The following is a 17358-nucleotide window of genomic DNA, read 5'->3' on the forward strand; positions in this document are numbered from 1 at the left end:
CCACAGGGAAGTCGAACCCATGACCAAATCAAGCAACGACCGCCAGTTTCGTCCCGTCGCCGTTCCCGATGTGGAGCTCGGCGGCTTCTGGGGCAAATGGCAGGACGCCGTCTGCAATTCCACCGCCGAGACCCTGCTCGACCGCTGCGTCGAGGCCGGCATGCTGAAGGCGATCGATGTTTCCCAGCCGAGCCCCGGCGTCGTCATTCCCATTCAGCCATGGGGCGGGACGACGCAGATGTTCTGGGATTCCGATCTCGGCAAATCGATCGAGACCATCGCCTATTCGCTCTATCGCCGGCCGAACCCGAAGCTGGAGGCGCGCGCCGATGAAATCATCGACATGTATGAGAGACTGCAGGATAAGGACGGCTATCTCAACGCCTGGTTCCAGCGCGTCGAGCCCGCCCGCCGCTGGACCAACCTGCGCGACCATCACGAGCTCTATTGCGCCGGCCATCTGATGGAAGCCGCCGTCGCCTATTACCAGGCGACCGGCAAGCGCAAGTTGCTCGATATCATGTGCCGCTTTGCCGATTACATGATCACCATGTTCGGCCATGGCGAGGGCCAGCTTCCGGGCTATTGCGGTCATGAGGAGGTCGAGCTGGCGCTGGTCAAGCTCGCCCGCGTCACCGGCGAAAAGAAATATCTCGAACTGTCGAAATTCTTCATCGACGAGCGCGGCACCGAGCCGCACTTCTTCACGGCGGAAGCCGCTCGCGACGGCCGGAGCGCCGCTGACTTCCATCAGAAGACCTATGAGTATGGCCAGGCCCACCAGCCGGTGCGCGAGCAGACCAAGGTCGTCGGCCATGCCGTGCGCGCCATGTATCTCTATTCCGGCATGGCCGATATCGCTACCGAATATAAGGACGACAGCCTGACGGCGGCGCTGGAAACGCTATGGGACGATCTGACCACCAAGCAGATGTACATCACCGGCGGCATCGGCCCGGCCGCCTCCAACGAGGGCTTCACCGATTATTACGACCTGCCCAATGCCACGGCCTACGCCGAGACCTGCGCGTCGGTCGGCCTGGTCTTCTGGGCAAGCCGCATGCTCGGGCGCGGCCCGGACCGGCGTTATGCCGACATCATGGAGCAGGCGCTTTATAACGGCGCGCTGCCCGGCCTTTCCACCGACGGCAAGACCTTCTTCTACGACAATCCGCTCGAAAGTGCGGGCAAGCATCATCGCTGGAAATGGCATCATTGCCCCTGCTGTCCGCCCAACATCGCCCGGCTGGTGACCTCGATCGGCTCCTATATGTATGCCGTTGCCGACGATGAGATCGCCGTGCATCTCTACGGCGAAAGCACCGCCCGGCTGAAGCTCGCCAACGGCGCCGAAGTCGAACTCGAGCAGACCACCAACTACCCGTGGGATGGCGCGGTCGCCTTTACCACCAGGCTCAAGACGCCGGCCAAATTCGCGCTGTCGCTGCGCATTCCCGATTGGGCCGAGGGCGCCACCCTCAGCGTCAATGGGGAAATGCTCGATCTCGCTGCCAATATCCGCGACGGATATGCCAGGATCGATCGCCAATGGGCCGACGGCGATCGTGTCGCCCTTTCCCTGCCGCTTTCGCTGCGCCCGCAATATGCCAATCCGAAGGTGCGCCAGGATGCCGGCCGTGTCGCACTGATGCGCGGCCCGCTGGTCTATTGCGTCGAGACGACCGACAATGGCGAGGATCTCAACGCCATCGTCCTGCCCCGTAAACTTCCGGCCGCCGAAACCGTCGTGCTGAAGGATCTCAACGATGCCGTCGCCCTCGATCTCAAGGTCGAGCGCGAGGAGACGTCGAACTGGGGAACACCGCTCTACCGCAATGCGCCGGCCGAAAGGCAGGTCGCCACCGCGCGTTTCGTGCCCTATCATCTCTGGGACAACCGCGCGCCCGGAGAGATGCTCGTCTGGGTCCAGTCGGACAAGTAGGTCGTTTGGGGATGACGAACGGTATGGCTAACAAGAGCGTCGTGCTCCAGGACGTGCGCAAAAGCTATGGCAATCTGCAGGTGGTCCACGGGATCGACCTGACGATCGAAGAGGGTGAATTCGTCGTCTTCGTCGGCCCGTCCGGCTGCGGAAAGTCGACGCTGCTTCGCATGATCGCCGGCCTCGAGGATGTGACCGACGGCGAGGTCGAGATTAAGGGACGCATGGTCACCGATCTCGATCCCTCCGAGCGCGGCATCGCCATGGTCTTCCAGTCCTATGCGCTCTATCCGCATATGAGCGTGCGTGACAATCTGGCCTTCGGGCTGAAGATGGCGCGCACCCATGCCGCCGAGATCGAGACGCGGGTGAAGGCCGCCTCCGCCATCCTGAAGATCGATCATCTTCTCGACCGGCGGCCGGGGCAGCTTTCGGGCGGCCAGCGCCAGCGTGTGGCGATCGGCCGGGCGATCGTGCGCAAGCCCGATGTCTTCCTGTTCGACGAGCCGCTGTCCAATCTCGATGCGGAACTCAGGGTGTCGATGCGCATCGAGATCGCCCGCCTGCACCGCGAACTCGGCAACACGATGATCTACGTCACCCACGACCAGACCGAGGCGATGACGCTCGCCGACAAGATCGTCGTGCTGCGCGACGGCCGTGTCGAGCAGGCCGGAACGCCAAGGCAGATCTACGAAGACCCCGCCAATACCTTCGTGGCGGGCTTTATCGGCTCGCCGAGGATGAACCTCTTGATTGCCCGCTGGGGCGAGGCGGGACTGGTCGAAGTCGCCGGCTCCCGCATCGAAACCGCCTTGGTCGGCACGGGCCGGCCGGCCGGAGGCGCGGTGACGCTCGGTCTGCGGCCGGAGCATTTGAAGGTGGCGCCCGATCGGTCGGGCAAGCTGACGGCCACCGTCGATTTCTCGGAATATCTCGGGGGAACGCAATATCTCTACTGCCAGCTTGCCGACGGCCAGTCGCTGACCGTCGAGCACCGCTCACCGATCAGCATCGCGGCAGGCGAGCAGGTCGGCCTGCTGTTCGAACCGTCGGATTGCCGCTTGTTCGACGAGGCAGGCAACCGGCTGCGGTAACTTTCAGCCGGCGATCTCCAGTTTCATAAGGTCTGCAGCCCTCTGCCGGGCCTGCCGGTCGGCGGCGAAGACATCGTCCATCTCGGCGGCTGGCGGCAGGCCGGCCAGATCGTCCATGACCCTCTCGGTGATCTCGGCCATGGCGAGGAAGGGCAGCCGCCCTTCGATGAAGGCTTCGAGCGCCACTTCCTTGGCGCCGTTCAGCACCGCGCCCTGCACACCGCCGCGCGTCATCGCCAGGCGCGCCAGCCGCAAGGCTGGAAACCGCAGCTCGTCCGGCGCCTCGAAATCCAGCCGGGCGAGTTTGGCGAAATCCAGCCGCTCGATCGGCAGGTTCGGCCGGAGCGGAAAAGACAGCGCATAACCGATGGCGGTGCGCATATCGGGGGCGCCGAGCTGGGCCAGCACCGAACCGTCGGTATAGCCGACCATCGAATGGATGATCGATTGCGGATGGATGATGACCTCGATCTGTTCGGGCGTCAGGCCGAACAGATGGCGGGCTTCGATCATTTCAAGCGCCTTGTTGAACATCGAGGCGCTGTCGATCGAGATCTTCAGGCCCATCGACCAGTTCGGGTGGGCGCGTGCGGTTTCCGCCGTCACACCGGCCATCTCCTTCAGCGAGGCGGTGCGGAAGGGGCCGCCCGAAGCCGTCAGCACGACCCGTTCGATGGCATGGCGCTGGTTTTCCTCAAGCACCTGGAAAATCGCATTGTGCTCGCTGTCGACGGGAAGCAGCCTGCCGCCGCCCTTGCGGATGGCGCCGATGAACAGATCGCCGGCCGAGACCAGGCATTCCTTGTTGGCAAGGGCGATATCGGCGCCGCGCTTTGCTGCGGCCAGCGTCGGCGCCAGGCCGGCGGTGCCGACGATTGCCGCCATCACCCAGTCGGCCTCGCGGTCGGCCGCTTCCATCAGGCCGGATTTTCCGGATGCGACTTCGATGCCGCTGCCGGAAAGCGCGCTTTTCAGCGCTTCGTAATGCCGGTCGCTTGCCGTCACCGCCATCCCAGCGCCTGAGGCTTTCGCCTGCCGGGCCAGCAATTCGACATTGCCGTTGCCGGTCAGCACGGAGATTTCGAAATTCTCCCGTCCGCCCAGATGATCGACGACATTGAGGGTGTTCTGGCCGATCGAGCCGGTCGAGCCGAAGATGCTGAGGCGCCGCGGCGCGGTTTTGCCGGTCATTATCTGCAATTTCGCGAAAATTTCTCTCGTAGGCTCAGGCTCTACTAGGCTTTGCAGGGGGCGGCAAGTGTGCGGTGCAGCAGATTTCGACCTTGAAGGGGTTTACAGTGCGACGGTTGGATGTGATCCTTGCACCGTTGCTGGCGGATTCGAAATTCGTCGCGCCGTTCACGGTCGCATGGCAATTCAGGACGCCGCGGCGTCCTTCGGAAACGGGCACTGAAGTGCCGTTAGCTTTCCGGCAAACAAATCGAGGATGAACCGGGATGGGCGGCTTGGCCGCAATCCCTCATCGCGTCGCTGCGGGCGCATTCATGTGCGCTGCAGCCCTGTGTCCGTGGAAATGTTGGATTTCATGACGATATTCAAAACAGCCTGCCTTCTCTTCGCCATCCTCTTCTCGCTCGCCTCGGTGGCGAGGGCCGATGACCTGCTGATCTGGGCGCCGGCCAAACTCTCCGACCGGTCCTACAAGGCGACGATGGGTTTCCGCCTGCCGGCGGAATGGGAAACCAGCGCCGGCGCCGATATCGCGCTCGCCTCGACCAAAGGCGGGGCGCCGCTGCCCGATTCCGAGCAGGCAATGCTCTGGGGCAGGATCGTCAGGACAAACGTCACGCCATCAGGCCAATCGCAGCGGGGCGCAAGGATCAGTGTCGATACGCTGCGCGGCAGCGGCGCGCTGACGCTCAGCCGCTCCCGCAGCTGGATCCTGTCGGATTCGCTCGATATGCAGTCGAGCCGGTCCATCAGCGTCCAATACGACGCGGTCGATATCAAACAGGCCTCGGTGACGGCGTCGCAGGCGCTGAAGCTGATCCATCCCTGGACAGGCACTTCCCTTTCGGCAGGCGCCGGCATCAGCAATGCCAGCGGCGATTTTTCGAGTTCGGTTGCCGTCAACCAGGCAATCCTGCCCAACCTCAATCTCGATGCATCGGTCAGCAATCCGTTTTCGGCAGATGAGGCCGGCAGCGTCAATCTGCGCTATCGCCTCAACTGGTAGCCGCCCTGCAACCAAAACCGGCCGACGGGCGTTTCCTCCGCAGGTTTGACGCTCGGATATTGAGGAGAAACGGATCATGGTTTTCAAGGAGCAGACATTCCACGGGCTCGAGCCCGAGATGGAAGCGGAAATTGCCAATCGCGCATCGGTCGAAGCCGCCGTCGCCAACGCGCTGGCGATTGCCGGCGGCATCGATGCATCAGATGTCGAAGTGACGATGGAAAACGAGCACATCGTGCTGACCGGTACGGTCGGCACCGTCGGCGAGATCGAACGGGCGACCGCGGTTGCCAGGGCCGTCGAAGGCGTGCATGCGGTGCAGAACCGGATCCTGCTCGGCGGGCCTCCGATCAATGAGCGGCATTGATGCGTCGTCGTCTCTCACTCAGCGCTCAGCCGATCAACCGGCGAAGCGCTCGACGAGGAAGGACGAACCGGCCATGCGATCCGTCTTCTGCAGGGCCACCGGCCCGTGCGGCTGATAGGCGATGGCAAGCAGCACGGCGCTGACGGCGACATAAGCGATTGCCAGAAGAGTCATCTTGATACGCATGACGCTTACTCCTTTCGCGAATAACGCGGCCGATATGGCGAAGTTCCGCGTGACGAAATCGGATGAAAAGCCCGGCCGATCAGCCGGGCTTCGTGCGTGGATCGCCTATCGGCAGACCCTGGTTTCCTTGATGACCGTATGGCCATGGCGGCGGATTTTTTCCGTCTTGGTAAAGCAGTCGCGGGAAACGTAACGCCGACGCATGTCGTGGCGGTAATAGGGGCTGTGATGGCGGTAATAGGGACGTTCCGAATCACGGTAGTAGGGGCGCTCATCACCCGTGGTGATCGTCACACTGGCCGCCTGCGACGGCATTGCGGAAAAGATGGATGCGGCAGCGAGTGTGCAGGCAAGGATAATCTGTTTCATGACAAGCCTCTCTTTCTCAGTTGCTCGTAGGAGCAACTCATTGGTCAGGGGAGCAACTCGCCGGAAGCGCTGTCGGTTCAATCACATAGCGTTACCGATTGTGTCATCCGCAACCTTTGCGGCCGCGGATCGTTACTGCTAGAGAGCGCCGGAGGCATCGAGAATGGGACCGATTGCAAGGATCATCGCCATCGTCGCCGGGCTCGCTGGCGGCACGGTCTTTTCACAGGCGCCGGAATTTGCCCAGCAATACCGCCAGCGGATCGGCGGCGCGATCGACGAATTGCGGGTCATTGTCGAGGATTTCAACAGGCAGGCAGCCGACCACCACCTCGATCGCCAGCAGGCGCTGAACACCTATGCGCAATCCTCCGACGATTTCCTGCGCGACCGCGGCGTCTCCATGCAAAGCACGATCACGCGCTATGAAACGCTGCAGTCGCAGCAGCTGAAACTCGCCACCGCCGCCCCGGTCACCAAGCCATTCGTGTTGATGGGGGAGCCGGATGATGTCGTGTTCGCCAATACCTGGCGCGATTTTGTGCCGGGTGTGCCCGTCAGTTTTGCGGGTCTTGTCTGGGGTGTGATTGGGTTTGTCGGTGGCTGGGTCGTGGCTACGTTGCTGGGATTGGGAACGCGGCGCGTTGTCGGCAGGCGACGAGCCTATCGTCAGGTGCCGTAAGCCGGAGCGTTGACGATTGCAGAGTAGGTAGCCGGAGAGGGCATTCCACGGCCGGCGATCCTCAACGGTACAAGCTGTCAAATTTTGGATTTCGCCTTGACAAGGAACAGTCCCTAGCTTTCCTGGAGCGGACGGCGCTTTTGGCTGTCAGCGGATGGCCATGAGGGTCATGCCTTAGGTAGCGATAACGGTTATTCTCGTTACTGCCGGCCGTCTCGAAGGACCCCGTGCGCCAGCGAGCCCGTGATCGTATCGTGATAGAAACCAAAATGCTGAATGCTAAACGGCCCATCCCAGCGTCCGTCAGATAGGCCGGCCTGCTTTAGATACGTCAGGAAGATGCGCTGCTCGAAACGATCCGAGAGCATGTAGCGGGCATCAAGGATTTCCATCGTCTGGCGGATGCTGAAGTGACAGACGAGAATTGGGACGCGTCCTGCCAAGCCTCGTGATGTGCTGCAGTCGTCGACCGTCCCAATAGAGATTGTTGTCCGCGTCAATGCCGAGCAGGCTAATGCCCTGCATGGATATGGGCTTCACTCCGTCCGGCCAGTCGCTAGGAGCCTTCTCTCTGACGAATTTCCAACTCCGTTTCTGCTCCCAGATGGTTTCATGCACGGCGTCCGCCATTCCGATTCCTCATAGGAGCTATTCAGCTGAGAAGTCCCGAAGCAGTTGGTTGTGTATCTCAAGGAGTTCTTCAGCGACATCGCTCACGTCTTCGTCACTCATCTGGCGTAGGGTCGAACGGATTTTCCCTTCTCCTTCGGTTACTTCCTCCTGGGATGTCACCTTTGCGTGGAGAGCTTGGTATTTTCGTCCTGCCTCGCCGGTCATCTTTTCCGGGTTGACGGTTATGAGGGAAACGAAGGCTCTCTCGACACGATCACGTATTTCTCCAAGTCCGACAAGATTGCTGACGGCGGAAGCGAATTTTTCTCGATGGTATCCATCAATCGACATAGCGTTGTCTCCCCCAAGTGGTGCGCGTCGGAGTCGCAAGCTGCCAGAGCGTAGAGTGAGTCGCAACATGTCGCGTGGCGTGTCGCACGGATTCGCGGGCAACTCAGGGAATCATCGGGAATCGTAGGGAACCCCGCGATGCTGATCCCCGGGCTCTTGCCGGCACGAGTGCAGGCATGGTCGCAACGGGCTTGATTGGCGCCGGTATCAGCCTGGGCGATAACCTCGCCTTTGATATGCTGATGTCAGAAGCCCCCGCCGCCGCCTAAGGGCCGGTGCGACTTTCCGCAGGCTACGCCTATTGAATGTCTTGAATTTGACGCACATGTTTGAGATAAGGTGGACGTGGTACGTCTGTCGGGAACTTAATCTTAGGATTATGTTTACGAGAATGGCGTAAAAAAAGCGACGGCTCGAAAGCCGCCGCCTGGTTCGGATCTGAGGTCGAAATCTTATCCGAACGGCAGGTGATCAGTGATGATACGTGCCACAATCGTAACAAAAGCCGGGGCGATATAGGTGGCCACCACCGAAAATCGCGCCCGGCTTTTTTGCTTTTGCTGCTCGGCGACCATCTCGGCTAGATGCGAACGCGTCTCAGCGATGTGCTCCTCGCACTCCGGGATCTTGCCCTGCCTCACCAAATCGCCGAGGTGACGATCAAGGGCGACATGGAAATCCAGGGCCTTCTGGGGATCGGGGATCGCCATCCGGATAAGTGCGCGAAGGTCTTTCGGTACGTTAGACAAAGGGGGGTCCTTTCCTATTGCCGGCGAACTCCGCCGGGTTGCTATGATGTTCAGGGCCATCATTTCTCATCTCCGGTTTGATGGATGCGAAGTGTCTGAACGCCGCTTCAGGCGGCGGCCGGACTGGGCGTAGTGGCAAGGAACTGCGAGTTCAGGACGGCCATCCTGAATGCCTCTCGACCTTGCCCGTGAATTTGGTATCGCCGGCTGCGCTCGGTCTCGTCGTCGATCTGAACGAGGAACCCACGATCGATCAGACGTTCGATAGTCTTATAGACCATGGTGATATTCATAGCCTTGCCCGAAAATTTTTCGGTCAATCGCAGCACATCGTAGTACGAGAGCGTCTGGCTCTCATTCTCCATGTACAAAGCGCAGGCTAGGGTCTGCACCTCGTGTTTGGTAAGCGGCTCGACGAAAACGGCCGCAGATGCGCCGAGCTGTATCATCGCAATATCGTGCTCGTCGCTGTGGATCGCGGGCGTCAACAGATTGAGCATTGCGTTCATAGAGCGCTCAACATTCACTTCGAGCGCATGCCTGGTTTCAGTAGTCATCCCTGGTTGATCAAGGTGACATCCTCCGGTCGTCAGCTTCACGGACTGACGGCCTTTCACCTCTTTGAAGTTAATCATGATGATGGTGCCTTTCGTTGATGCTGGTCTTACTTGTTTTGCTGCCAGCGACTCGAAGCCTCTCATTTTACAATCGTAAAAACAAGCCAAATTTTACGATCGTAAAAAGAGCGCACCCCATGGAAATTGGGCGAGGCCTGGGACCTCGCCCGCATCTCAGTTTTCACACTCAGTGCAGATCGCGCGTTTCCCGAGCGAGCTGCTCGCTGCCGGCGTGGCGCTTGCCCTTCAGCACTTCATTGACGCGTCCTTGGTTGACGCCGAAGCGGAAGGCGATCTCGTGCTGATACTCGCCGTTCCAGCTGTGGAGCCAGACCTGCACGGCATCGTCGAGGGTGAGACGGTAGTTTGAATGTTTCATTTTTGAGGTTCCTTGTTGGTTAGGGAACCTCGATCGTCTTGACAGACCAGCCTCCCCAAGTATCCTTGGGGTTGTTAAGGGGTGATCCGTTTTGCCGATCGAGGCATTCGGTGCATTCAATACGAGGCCGGGGCGGCAACCCCGGCCTTTCTCTTATCGGCCTGCGGCAACAGGCACGACGAAAATAAGAATGTAAACTTCCAAAAACGTCAATGGATACGGAAACGCAACCCGGAACAAATTGAGTTTCAAATTGCGCTAACCAGCTGTTTTTTATGGATATCCTGCACGAGAATTCCATTTTGAATCAGTCTGTTACAGTGAATCTGGTAACAGCTTGTTAATACTATATTTTTCCTGTGAGCTTCGCGCTGCTGATCAGCTTTTCTGTATGTTTCCAGCTTCGACTTGACGTTTGCGAACGGTCTTTAGTGTCGAAACGATTCGAAAAATGCGCGATGGTGTGCGAATCGCGTGGCGTTCGATAAGGCTGCGCCAACTGGCGAAGCCTAAAGCAAGCGACAAGGTGCCCTTTGCTGAAATCCCCGTTTCGCCGACTTGGCGACACGCACAAAGCGACAAGTTGTCGTTTTGCTGGAAAATAGAGTCGCCAACTTGGCGACTCTATTTTGTCGTCTTATCTCAAACGGGCGTTTCCCACTCGTCACCATCATCGTCCGAGCCGCCAGGCAGCTTGTCGAACGCGCGATCGACCGCGTGACGATCCCAGATAGTGCGGACATTGATCCTCTTTGGCTTAGGCATCCGGCCATCTTTCACAATGCTGTCAAAGAGGCTGGCGGACACGCCGATTTAGGCTGATGCCCGCAGGCGATCCAGCCCGCGAGGCGGAAGATTGTACGGCAGGATCTCGGCGCGCTTTTGCCTGGAGGTCTTTTCCTCAGTCATCCCAAATTTCTTTTCCATCGGGAGCATAAATTCCCGGCGCGGGATCTCGCGAGGTGGCGGCCTGCGGGGTGATCGTTACGACGATTGTTTTCAAGTCGATTTGCACGGTGCAGTTCGTTTTACGCGCAGCCCGCAAAATTCGCTCGATCTCGGCTTGATGAAAAGCTGCTCGACTCACTCTATGTCGCGCCCATGTTGCATGGATTAGCGGATACCGGGTTGAAATGGTTGGAAATCAAAGAAGCTGAATGCAACACGTCCGCAACACGGAAACAGCGCAGACAAGCTCTAAATGGTGATCCCGACGCGATTCGAACGCGTGACCCCCAGATTAGGAATCTGGTGCTCTATCCTGCTGAGCTACGGGACCACTTGAAGCCATGCATACAAAAGGCTTGGCGCGAAGCCAAGCCTTAATTGTTGTCAGGCGCCCAAGCGTTCTTCGGCGAGGCGGACCCAGTAGGAGATGCCGTGGGCGATGGCGTCGTCGTTGAAGTCGTAGGCCGGGTTGTGCAGGCCGGCGCTGTCGCCGTTGCCGATGAAGATGAAGGCGCCGGGGCGGGCGTTCAGCATGTAGGAGAAATCCTCGCCACCCATCATCGGGTCGATCTCGGCATTGACATTGCCCTCACCGGCAATGGCGCTGGCGGTGGCGACCGCATGCTCGGTTTCATCTGGATGGTTGATGGTGACCGGGTAATTGCGGTTGAAGCCGATCTCGGCCTCGGCGCCATGGGCGGCGGAGATGCCCTCGACGATCTGGCGGAACCGCGTCTCGGCCAGCGTGCGCACCTCGGGGTCGAGGGTGCGCACCGTGCCGGCGAAGGTCGCGTCGTTCGGAATGACGTTATGGGCGAAACCGGCATTGAACTTGGTCACCGAGACGACGACCGAGCTGATCGGATCGGCGGTGCGCGAGGCGATCATCTGCAGGTTGGCGACGATCTGGGCGCCGATGGCGATCGGGTCGATCGTCCGGTGCGGCTGGGCGGCGTGGCCGCCGCGGCCCTTGATGGTGACGGTGAATTCGTCGGTCGCCGCCATGATCGCGCCCTTGCGGGTGGCGAACTGTCCCACCGGCAGGCCCGGCAGATTGTGCATGCCGTAGACCTCTTCGATGCCGAAGCGCTCCATCATGCCGTCCTTGACCATCAAATTGCCGCCGCCGCCGCCTTCTTCGGCGGGCTGGAAGATGACGGCGATGTTGCCGTTGAAATTGCGGGTTTCGGCCAGGTATTTCGCAGCGCCGAGCAGCATGGCGGTGTGGCCGTCATGGCCGCAGGCATGCATCTTGCCCGGCGTCTTCGAGGCCCAGGGCTTGCCTGATATTTCGGTCAGCGGCAGGGCGTCCATGTCGGCGCGCAGGCCAACGGTGCGCCGGCCCTCGCCCTTGCCCTTGATCAGGCCGACGACGCCGGTGCGGCCGATGCCGGTGACAATCTCGTCGACGCCGAATTCCTTGAGCTTTTCAGCGACGAAGGCGGCCGTATTCTCAACCGCGAAGAGCAGCTCGGGCCGGGCGTGAATATGACGGCGCCATTCGGCGACCTCGTCCTGCAATTCGGCGGCTCTGTTCAAAATCGGCATGTTGGCGTTCCTGTTATGAAATCCCGGCAATCGTTCATCGCATCACAAGGACGTGAGGCGGGGGGCGTGAGGCGGCTGAGGCGTGAGCCTGTGGAAATTACTTAGTCAATGACCTTTGCCATGTCATAGCCATATAGGCTAAATAGGGGAAGGTTTCGAGATTTTCCTGATATCCGAAGGACAAAGCGTGTCGACGAGCCACTTCCGTTTGTTTGCCGCCTTGCGGCCGCTGAGTTTCGCGGTCGCCGCGACGGCTGGTTTTCTTGCCTCCGTTCCGCTCGCTGCGGCCAATCCGCATATTCTCGTCGATGTGCAGACCGGCCGCGTGCTCGAGCATGAAGAAGCTTTCCGCAAATGGTATCCGGCCTCGCTCACCAAGCTGATGACCGTCTATACCGTGTTCGATGCGATCCGGGCCGGGCAGATCAGCCTCGATACGCCTGTCGTCATGAGCAAGCGCGCCGCCGCGCAACCGGCCGCCAAGATGTATTTCAAGCCGGGCCAGAAGCTGACGCTCGACAGCGCGCTGAAGATCCTGATGGTGAAATCGGCCAACGACATCGCCGTTGCGGTCGCCGAAGCCATCGGCGGCACGCAGGAAGGCTTCGTGACGCGGATGAACGGCGAGGCGCTGAAGCTCGGCATGACGGATTCGCATTTCGTCAATCCGAACGGCCTGCCGGGTAAGGGGCAATATACGACGGCGCGCGATCTTGCGGTGCTGACCGTGGCGCTGCGCCGCGATTTTCCGCAATATGCCTCTTATTTTGCGCTGGAAGGTTTCACCAACGGCCAGCAGAACGTGCCGAGCCTCAACATGCTGATCGGCCGCTTCGCCGGCGCCGACGGCATGAAGACCGGCTTCATCTGCGCCTCAGGCTTCAACCAGATCGGTTCGGCGACCCGCAACGGCCGCACCATCGTCTCGGTCGTGCTCGGCACCGACAGCCTGGCGGCGCGCGCCGATGCGACGGCGAACCTTCTGCAGAAGGGCTTCACCGCGCAGTTTCCCGGCAATGAAACGCTCGGTTCGCTGCGGCCCTACGGGCAGGGACAGGACCAGGTGACCGATATCTCCGCCGATATCTGCAGCGCCAAGGGCGCCAAGATACGCAGCGAAACGCGCGACGAGGTCGGCCGCATGCGGGTGCAGTCACCCTATATCCTGGAAATGGACCACGATCCGCGCTTCGTCTTTGCCGGCCTCATTCCCGGTCAGGACCCGCAGCCGGCGGCACAGCCGGAAAAGGTTGCGACCGGCGATACGGCTGGCGGCATCGCCAACGTGCCGGTGCCGATGCCGCGCCCGACATCTTTCTAAGATCAGCTTCTAGGGTCAAACGACATGAGCGCGCTCAACGACAGGATTCCGGTCACCATCCTGACCGGCTTTCTCGGTGCCGGCAAATCGACGCTGCTCAACCGCATCCTCAAAGATCCCGCGATGAAGGATGCGGCCGTCATCATCAATGAATTCGGCGATGTCGGGATCGATCATCTCCTGGTCGAAAGCTCCGGCGATTCGATCATCGAACTGTCAGACGGCTGCCTCTGCTGCACCGTGCGCGGCGAGTTGGTCGACACGCTGGCAAACTTGATGGATGCCGTGCAGACGGGCCGGGTCAAGCCGGTGAAGCGTGTCGTCATCGAGACGACGGGCCTTGCCGATCCCGCTCCGGTCATGCAGGCGATCATGGGCAATCCGGTCATCGCCCAAAATTTCGAACTCGACGGCGTCGTGACCGTGGTGGATGCAGTGAACGGGCTGCAGACGCTCGACAATCACGAGGAAGCACGCAAGCAGGCGGCGGTCGCCGACCGGCTGATCGTCTCGAAGAAGGCGATGGCTGAGGCAACGGACGAGCTGGAACAGCGCCTGCGCGCGCTCAATCCGCGCGCCGCGATGATGGATGCCGACAGCACTGAGGCCGGCAGCGCCGCAGTGCTCGTCAACGGGCTCTACGATCCGGCGACGAAGATCGCCGATGTCGGCCGCTGGCTGCAGGACGAGGATGCGCACGAGGCGCACCACAATCACGCTCACGATCATCATCATGCGGATCATCACGGCCACCACCATCATGATCATGATGGCGATCACGCGCATCAGGACCCGCATGACGTCAACCGTCACGATGCTTCGATCCGCTCTTTCTCGATCATCGAGGAAAAGCCGATCGATCCGATGGCGCTCGACATGTTCATCGATCTGCTGCGCTCGGCCCATGGCGAGAAGCTGCTCAGAATGAAGGCGATCGTTTCCGTCTCCGACCGGCCGGGACGGCCATTGGTGCTGCACGGCGTGCAGAGCATCTTCCATCCGCCGGTGCGGCTTGCCGCCTGGCCGGATCCCGGCGACCGGCGCACGCGCATGGTTCTGATCACCAAGGATCTGCCCGAGGCCTTCGTCAAGGATCTGTTCGACGCCTTCCTCGGCAAGCCGCGCATCGACATGCCGGATCGGGCGGCGCTGTCCGACAATCCGCTCGCCATTCCCGGCATGCGAATCTAGCCCTTTCGGATCAGGAAGCGGTGGCCGGTTTCGGTCTTTTCGGTCTCGACCAGCTCGTGGCCGTCCTCATTGCAGAAATGCGGCATGTCGATCACCGCCAGCGGATCGGTGGTGTCGACGCGGATGAGCGTGCCGCTTGCCATGGCGGCAAGCTTCTTGCGTGTCTTGATCACGGGGAAGGGGCATTTCAGGCCGCGGAGATCGTAGAGAACGGGGTTCAAGCCGTTCAGTTCCGCGCCCAGAATTTCCAGAACGGCTTCTTTGCCGCGGCCTCAGCCGTTTCCTGCGGCTCGGGCGCCGCAAAGGCCAGCGGGTTCTGCGTCGGCACCGGCACGACCGCCGGTGTCGCGGCAGCGACGGCCATCGGCTGCGGCTGAGCAGGGGCTGCAACTGGCGTAGCGCCTGTCGCGGTCTTGGCAGCAATGCCCTGCGCGGTGCGCTTGGCCATCATGTCTTCGAGTTCGGCGACCTTGACCATGCGGCCGGCTTCCAGCGAGGTGCCGGTCGGGGCATAAGCGAGTTCGCGGCCTTTGCGTGTCTTGGCGACCACGGCTTTGCGCTCGGCTTCGGAGGGGTCGTACCAGGCCATGCCGTCGAATTTGCTCATCGCCTTGGCATAATCGGCATCATAGGTCTTGCCGTAGGAGGCAAGGGCGGCCGTCAAGGCCGGCGGCGTCGACATGGCAGGGCATTTGCCTGAGGCATTGAAGGCGCCGCCATCGGTTGCCTGCTGGTTGAAGACATATTTCTTCTCGCAGACGGCCACCTCGGGCGGGCGCTTCGTCACTTCGAAATTGTCGTAGCCGACCTTCAGCATCTTCCAGAAGTCGTAGCTTGGGTCGAGGCGATGCTTGACCATGTTTTCCGCCGTCATGCGGAAGGGGAAGGCCTGCAGTTGTACGGTCGCCTGGCCGCCCTTGAAGGCGTCGCGGGCAAAGGCGTAAATTTCCAGCACCTGCTGGTCGGTCATCGAATAGCAGCCGGAGGACGAGCAGGCGCCATGGATCATCAGATCGGAGCCGGTGCGGCCGTTCGCCGCGTCGTAGCGGTTCGGGAAGCCGGTGTTGATCGCCAGATAATATTTCGAGTTGGGGTTCAGGTTGGCGCGCGTCAGATCGTAAAAACCTTCCGGCGCCTGCCGGTCGCCGGTCTTTACCTTCGGGCCGAGACGGCCCGACCAGGCGCAGATCTTGTAGTCGGCGATCTTGTCGAAACGGTTGTCGGTCTTCGCCTTCCAGATCTCCATGGCACCTTCTTCCTTGAAGATGCGAATCATGATCGGCGAATTGCGGTCCATGCCCTTGGCCGACATGGCGGCAAGGATATGTGGCGGAAGCGGCTGCTCGACCTTGTTCTTGACCTTGGAGAGATCGACCTGCGCGGTTTCCAACGCGTCATTGCAGCCGGTCAGAGCCAGCGCCATGAGGGAAACATAGGCAAAATAACGTATGCGCATCCAAACTAGCCCATAAAGATAATGCGACCCGGTCCGCCTATGGAGTTCGGGCATCAGACGGAATCATAGGCGGCTTATACTTTACAAATCCTTACCAGCCTATGACGTGCCCTGAACATCCCCGCAAGCGCGATTGCTACAGATAATATCAATGTGGCCAAGATTTGGCCCCAATCGGTGAAAACAAAACTTGTCTCGGACATGATGCCGAAAAGTCTCAGCGATTTCCGAAAGCGCGTCGCGATCTTTCAGATTCGCTCCCCGCGCTTTAGCTCTTTGTTTTTGCGCATGTCGTTGCCGCAAAACCGCTGCACACTTTTGCGCGACAGGCTTTAGAGATTGCGGCCGATATTGAGGAATTTCTGGCGGCGCTCGTTGCGCAGCTGTTCGCCGGAACGGGACGCCATTTCGCCGAGCGCATTGGCGATCATGTCGCCGGTTGCGGCGATGACGCTGTCGGGATCGCGATGCGCGCCGCCGAGCGGCTCGGAAATGATGCCGTCGATGACGCCGAGCGATTTCAGGTCTTCGGCGGTAATCTTCATATTGGTTGCCGCTTCCCGGGCGCGGGTGGAATCGCGCCAGAGGATGGAGGCGGCGCCTTCCGGCGAGATGACGCTGTAGATCGAATGCTCTAGCATATAGACCTTGTTGCCGGTGGCAATCGCGATGGCGCCGCCCGAGCCGCCTTCGCCGATGACGACGGAAACGAGCGGAACCTTGACGCCGAGACACATTTCCGTCGAGCGGGCGATCGCCTCGGCCTGGCCGCGCTCTTCGGCGCCGACGCCGGGATAGGCGCCTGCCGTATCCACCAGCGAAATCACCGGCAGGCCGAAACGATCGGCCATTTCGAGGATGCGGATCGCCTTGCGGTAGCCTTCCGGCCGCGGGCTGCCGAAATTATGCTTCAGGCGGGTCTTGGTGTCGTTGCCCTTTTCCTGGCCGACGACGGCGACCGGCTGGCCGCGGAAGCGGGCAAGACCCGCCTGGATCGCGGCATCCTCGGAAAATTTGCGGTCCCCGGCGAGCGGCGTGAATTCCTGGAACAGCGTCTTGGCGTAGTCGACGAAATGCGGGCGTTGCGGATGGCGGGCGACCTGGGTCTTCTGCCAGGGATTGAGCTTGGAATAGATTTCGACGATCGCCTCGCGGACGCGAACCTCCAGCCTGCCGATTTCATCGGTGGTGTCGATGCTCTCGTCTTCCGTTGCGAGCTTCTTCAGCTCGATGATCTTGCCTTCGAGGTCGGAGATCGGCTTTTCGAAGTCGAGATAATTGTGCATGAGGTGCGTTTCCGTTCCTTGTGCCCGGGGCGTTTTCCTGGCTCCGCCCCTTGTCGCCGG

At 60.6% G+C, this 17358-nt stretch carries 19 protein-coding genes and 1 tRNA gene; 7 read left to right on the forward strand and 13 right to left on the reverse strand.

Features of this window, described 5'->3' with window-relative positions:
* Positions 1-19 precede the first annotated feature (19 nt).
* Positions 20-1942, forward strand: a complete 1923-nt coding sequence (locus tag FHX03_RS23160) for a glycoside hydrolase family 127 protein (protein WP_183855615.1) — start codon at positions 20-22, stop codon at positions 1940-1942.
* An 11-nt stretch (positions 1943-1953) separates the two neighbouring features.
* A complete protein-coding gene (locus tag FHX03_RS23165) occupies positions 1954-3039 on the forward strand; it encodes an ABC transporter ATP-binding protein (protein WP_183855617.1) in 1086 nt (361 codons plus the stop codon).
* A gap of 3 nt (positions 3040-3042) precedes the next feature.
* On the opposite strand, the gene dxr is transcribed toward FHX03_RS23165, so the two are convergent.
* Positions 3043-4233 carry a 1-deoxy-D-xylulose-5-phosphate reductoisomerase gene (gene dxr, locus FHX03_RS23170; protein ID WP_183855665.1) on the reverse strand — a complete coding sequence of 397 codons (1191 nt, stop codon included), beginning with the start codon at positions 4231-4233 and terminating at the stop codon, positions 3043-3045.
* 352 nt (positions 4234-4585) lie between these two features.
* Here dxr and FHX03_RS23175 point away from each other — a divergent pair, with 352 nt between their 5' ends.
* Both FHX03_RS23175 and FHX03_RS23180 read left to right on the forward strand, forming a co-directional pair.
* On the forward strand, positions 4586-5236 hold the full coding sequence (locus FHX03_RS23175) for a hypothetical protein (protein ID WP_183855619.1): 651 nt from the start codon (positions 4586-4588) through the stop codon (positions 5234-5236).
* A gap of 76 nt (positions 5237-5312) precedes the next feature.
* Positions 5313-5603, forward strand: a complete 291-nt coding sequence (locus FHX03_RS23180) for a BON domain-containing protein (RefSeq protein WP_097629617.1) — start codon at positions 5313-5315, stop codon at positions 5601-5603.
* A gap of 33 nt (positions 5604-5636) precedes the next feature.
* On the opposite strand, the gene FHX03_RS23185 is transcribed toward FHX03_RS23180, so the two are convergent.
* Together FHX03_RS23185 and FHX03_RS23190 are read right to left on the reverse strand one after the other, a co-directional pair.
* A complete protein-coding gene (locus FHX03_RS23185) occupies positions 5637-5789 on the reverse strand; it encodes a hypothetical protein (protein WP_165503973.1) in 153 nt (50 codons plus the stop codon).
* Positions 5790-5894: 105 nt separating this feature from the next.
* Positions 5895-6158 (reverse strand): hypothetical protein, encoded by a 264-nt coding sequence (locus tag FHX03_RS23190; protein WP_064840928.1) that lies wholly within the window; start codon positions 6156-6158, stop codon positions 5895-5897.
* A gap of 163 nt (positions 6159-6321) precedes the next feature.
* On the opposite strand from FHX03_RS23190, the gene FHX03_RS23195 reads away from it, so the two are divergent.
* On the forward strand, positions 6322-6840 hold the full coding sequence (locus FHX03_RS23195; protein WP_183855621.1) for a DUF2937 family protein: 519 nt from the start codon (positions 6322-6324) through the stop codon (positions 6838-6840).
* 200 nt (positions 6841-7040) lie between these two features.
* Here FHX03_RS23195 and FHX03_RS23200 read toward each other — a convergent pair whose 3' ends face one another.
* The 7 genes from FHX03_RS23200 to FHX03_RS23230 form a co-directional block, all read right to left on the reverse strand.
* Complete coding sequence (locus tag FHX03_RS23200) at positions 7041-7232, reverse strand: hypothetical protein (protein WP_183855623.1); 192 nt, start codon at positions 7230-7232, stop codon at positions 7041-7043.
* Between the two features lie 256 nt (positions 7233-7488).
* Positions 7489-7803, reverse strand: a complete 315-nt coding sequence (locus FHX03_RS23205) for a hypothetical protein (RefSeq protein WP_183855625.1) — start codon at positions 7801-7803, stop codon at positions 7489-7491.
* A 452-nt stretch (positions 7804-8255) separates the two neighbouring features.
* A complete protein-coding gene (locus tag FHX03_RS23210) occupies positions 8256-8615 on the reverse strand; it encodes a hypothetical protein (RefSeq protein WP_183855627.1) in 360 nt (119 codons plus the stop codon).
* A 44-nt stretch (positions 8616-8659) separates the two neighbouring features.
* A complete protein-coding gene (locus FHX03_RS23215; protein WP_183855629.1) occupies positions 8660-9253 on the reverse strand; it encodes a hypothetical protein in 594 nt (197 codons plus the stop codon).
* Between the two features lie 103 nt (positions 9254-9356).
* On the reverse strand, positions 9357-9548 hold the full coding sequence (locus FHX03_RS23220) for a hypothetical protein (RefSeq protein ID WP_183855631.1): 192 nt from the start codon (positions 9546-9548) through the stop codon (positions 9357-9359).
* 1202 nt (positions 9549-10750) lie between these two features.
* Positions 10751-10827: transfer RNA gene (locus FHX03_RS23225), tRNA-Arg, on the reverse strand.
* Between the two features lie 53 nt (positions 10828-10880).
* On the reverse strand, positions 10881-12044 hold the full coding sequence (locus FHX03_RS23230) for a M20 aminoacylase family protein (protein ID WP_183855633.1): 1164 nt from the start codon (positions 12042-12044) through the stop codon (positions 10881-10883).
* 187 nt (positions 12045-12231) lie between these two features.
* On the opposite strand from FHX03_RS23230, the gene FHX03_RS23235 reads away from it, so the two are divergent.
* Positions 12232-13365, forward strand: coding sequence for a D-alanyl-D-alanine carboxypeptidase family protein (locus FHX03_RS23235; protein ID WP_183855634.1), 1134 nt, complete (start codon positions 12232-12234; stop codon positions 13363-13365).
* A gap of 24 nt (positions 13366-13389) precedes the next feature.
* Positions 13390-14556, forward strand: a complete 1167-nt coding sequence (locus FHX03_RS23240; protein ID WP_183855636.1) for a CobW family GTP-binding protein — start codon at positions 13390-13392, stop codon at positions 14554-14556.
* Here FHX03_RS23240 and FHX03_RS23245 read toward each other — a convergent pair.
* The 3 genes from FHX03_RS23245 to FHX03_RS23255 all read right to left on the reverse strand — a co-directional run bounded on the left by FHX03_RS23245 (position 14553) and on the right by FHX03_RS23255 (position 17298).
* Positions 14553-14777, reverse strand: coding sequence for a sulfurtransferase TusA family protein (locus tag FHX03_RS23245; protein WP_003589912.1), 225 nt, complete (start codon positions 14775-14777; stop codon positions 14553-14555). The genes FHX03_RS23240 and FHX03_RS23245 overlap by 4 nt on opposite strands.
* A gap of 5 nt (positions 14778-14782) precedes the next feature.
* On the reverse strand, positions 14783-16012 hold the full coding sequence (locus FHX03_RS23250; RefSeq protein WP_183855638.1) for a murein L,D-transpeptidase family protein: 1230 nt from the start codon (positions 16010-16012) through the stop codon (positions 14783-14785).
* 332 nt (positions 16013-16344) lie between these two features.
* A complete protein-coding gene (locus FHX03_RS23255; RefSeq protein ID WP_097629628.1) occupies positions 16345-17298 on the reverse strand; it encodes an acetyl-CoA carboxylase carboxyltransferase subunit alpha in 954 nt (317 codons plus the stop codon).
* Positions 17299-17358: the final 60 nt, after the last annotated feature.

Source organism: Rhizobium sp. BK456 (assembly GCF_014194045.1).
GTDB lineage: Bacteria > Pseudomonadota > Alphaproteobacteria > Rhizobiales > Rhizobiaceae > Rhizobium > Rhizobium redzepovicii.

Excerpts from the sequence above, each read along its gene's own strand:
- FHX03_RS23160 (WP_183855615.1), top strand. The coding sequence starts at position 20 with ATGACCAAATCAAGCAACGACCGCCAGTTTCGTCCCGTCGCCGTTCCC.
- FHX03_RS23165 (WP_183855617.1), top strand. The coding sequence starts at position 1,954 with ATGACGAACGGTATGGCTAACAAGAGCGTCGTGCTCCAGGACGTGCGC.
- FHX03_RS23175 (WP_183855619.1), top strand. The coding sequence starts at position 4,586 with ATGACGATATTCAAAACAGCCTGCCTTCTCTTCGCCATCCTCTTCTCG.
- FHX03_RS23180 (WP_097629617.1), top strand. The coding sequence starts at position 5,313 with ATGGTTTTCAAGGAGCAGACATTCCACGGGCTCGAGCCCGAGATGGAA.
- FHX03_RS23185 (WP_165503973.1), bottom strand. The coding sequence starts at position 5,789 with ATGCGTATCAAGATGACTCTTCTGGCAATCGCTTATGTCGCCGTCAGC.
- FHX03_RS23190 (WP_064840928.1), bottom strand. The coding sequence starts at position 6,158 with ATGAAACAGATTATCCTTGCCTGCACACTCGCTGCCGCATCCATCTTT.
- FHX03_RS23195 (WP_183855621.1), top strand. The coding sequence starts at position 6,322 with ATGGGACCGATTGCAAGGATCATCGCCATCGTCGCCGGGCTCGCTGGC.
- FHX03_RS23200 (WP_183855623.1), bottom strand. The coding sequence starts at position 7,232 with ATGGAAATCCTTGATGCCCGCTACATGCTCTCGGATCGTTTCGAGCAG.
- FHX03_RS23205 (WP_183855625.1), bottom strand. The coding sequence starts at position 7,803 with ATGTCGATTGATGGATACCATCGAGAAAAATTCGCTTCCGCCGTCAGC.
- FHX03_RS23210 (WP_183855627.1), bottom strand. The coding sequence starts at position 8,615 with ATGATGGCCCTGAACATCATAGCAACCCGGCGGAGTTCGCCGGCAATA.
- FHX03_RS23215 (WP_183855629.1), bottom strand. The coding sequence starts at position 9,253 with ATGAGAGGCTTCGAGTCGCTGGCAGCAAAACAAGTAAGACCAGCATCA.
- FHX03_RS23220 (WP_183855631.1), bottom strand. The coding sequence starts at position 9,548 with ATGAAACATTCAAACTACCGTCTCACCCTCGACGATGCCGTGCAGGTC.
- FHX03_RS23230 (WP_183855633.1), bottom strand. The coding sequence starts at position 12,044 with ATGCCGATTTTGAACAGAGCCGCCGAATTGCAGGACGAGGTCGCCGAA.
- FHX03_RS23240 (WP_183855636.1), top strand. The coding sequence starts at position 13,390 with ATGAGCGCGCTCAACGACAGGATTCCGGTCACCATCCTGACCGGCTTT.
- FHX03_RS23250 (WP_183855638.1), bottom strand. The coding sequence starts at position 16,012 with ATGCGCATACGTTATTTTGCCTATGTTTCCCTCATGGCGCTGGCTCTG.
- FHX03_RS23255 (WP_097629628.1), bottom strand. The coding sequence starts at position 17,298 with ATGCACAATTATCTCGACTTCGAAAAGCCGATCTCCGACCTCGAAGGC.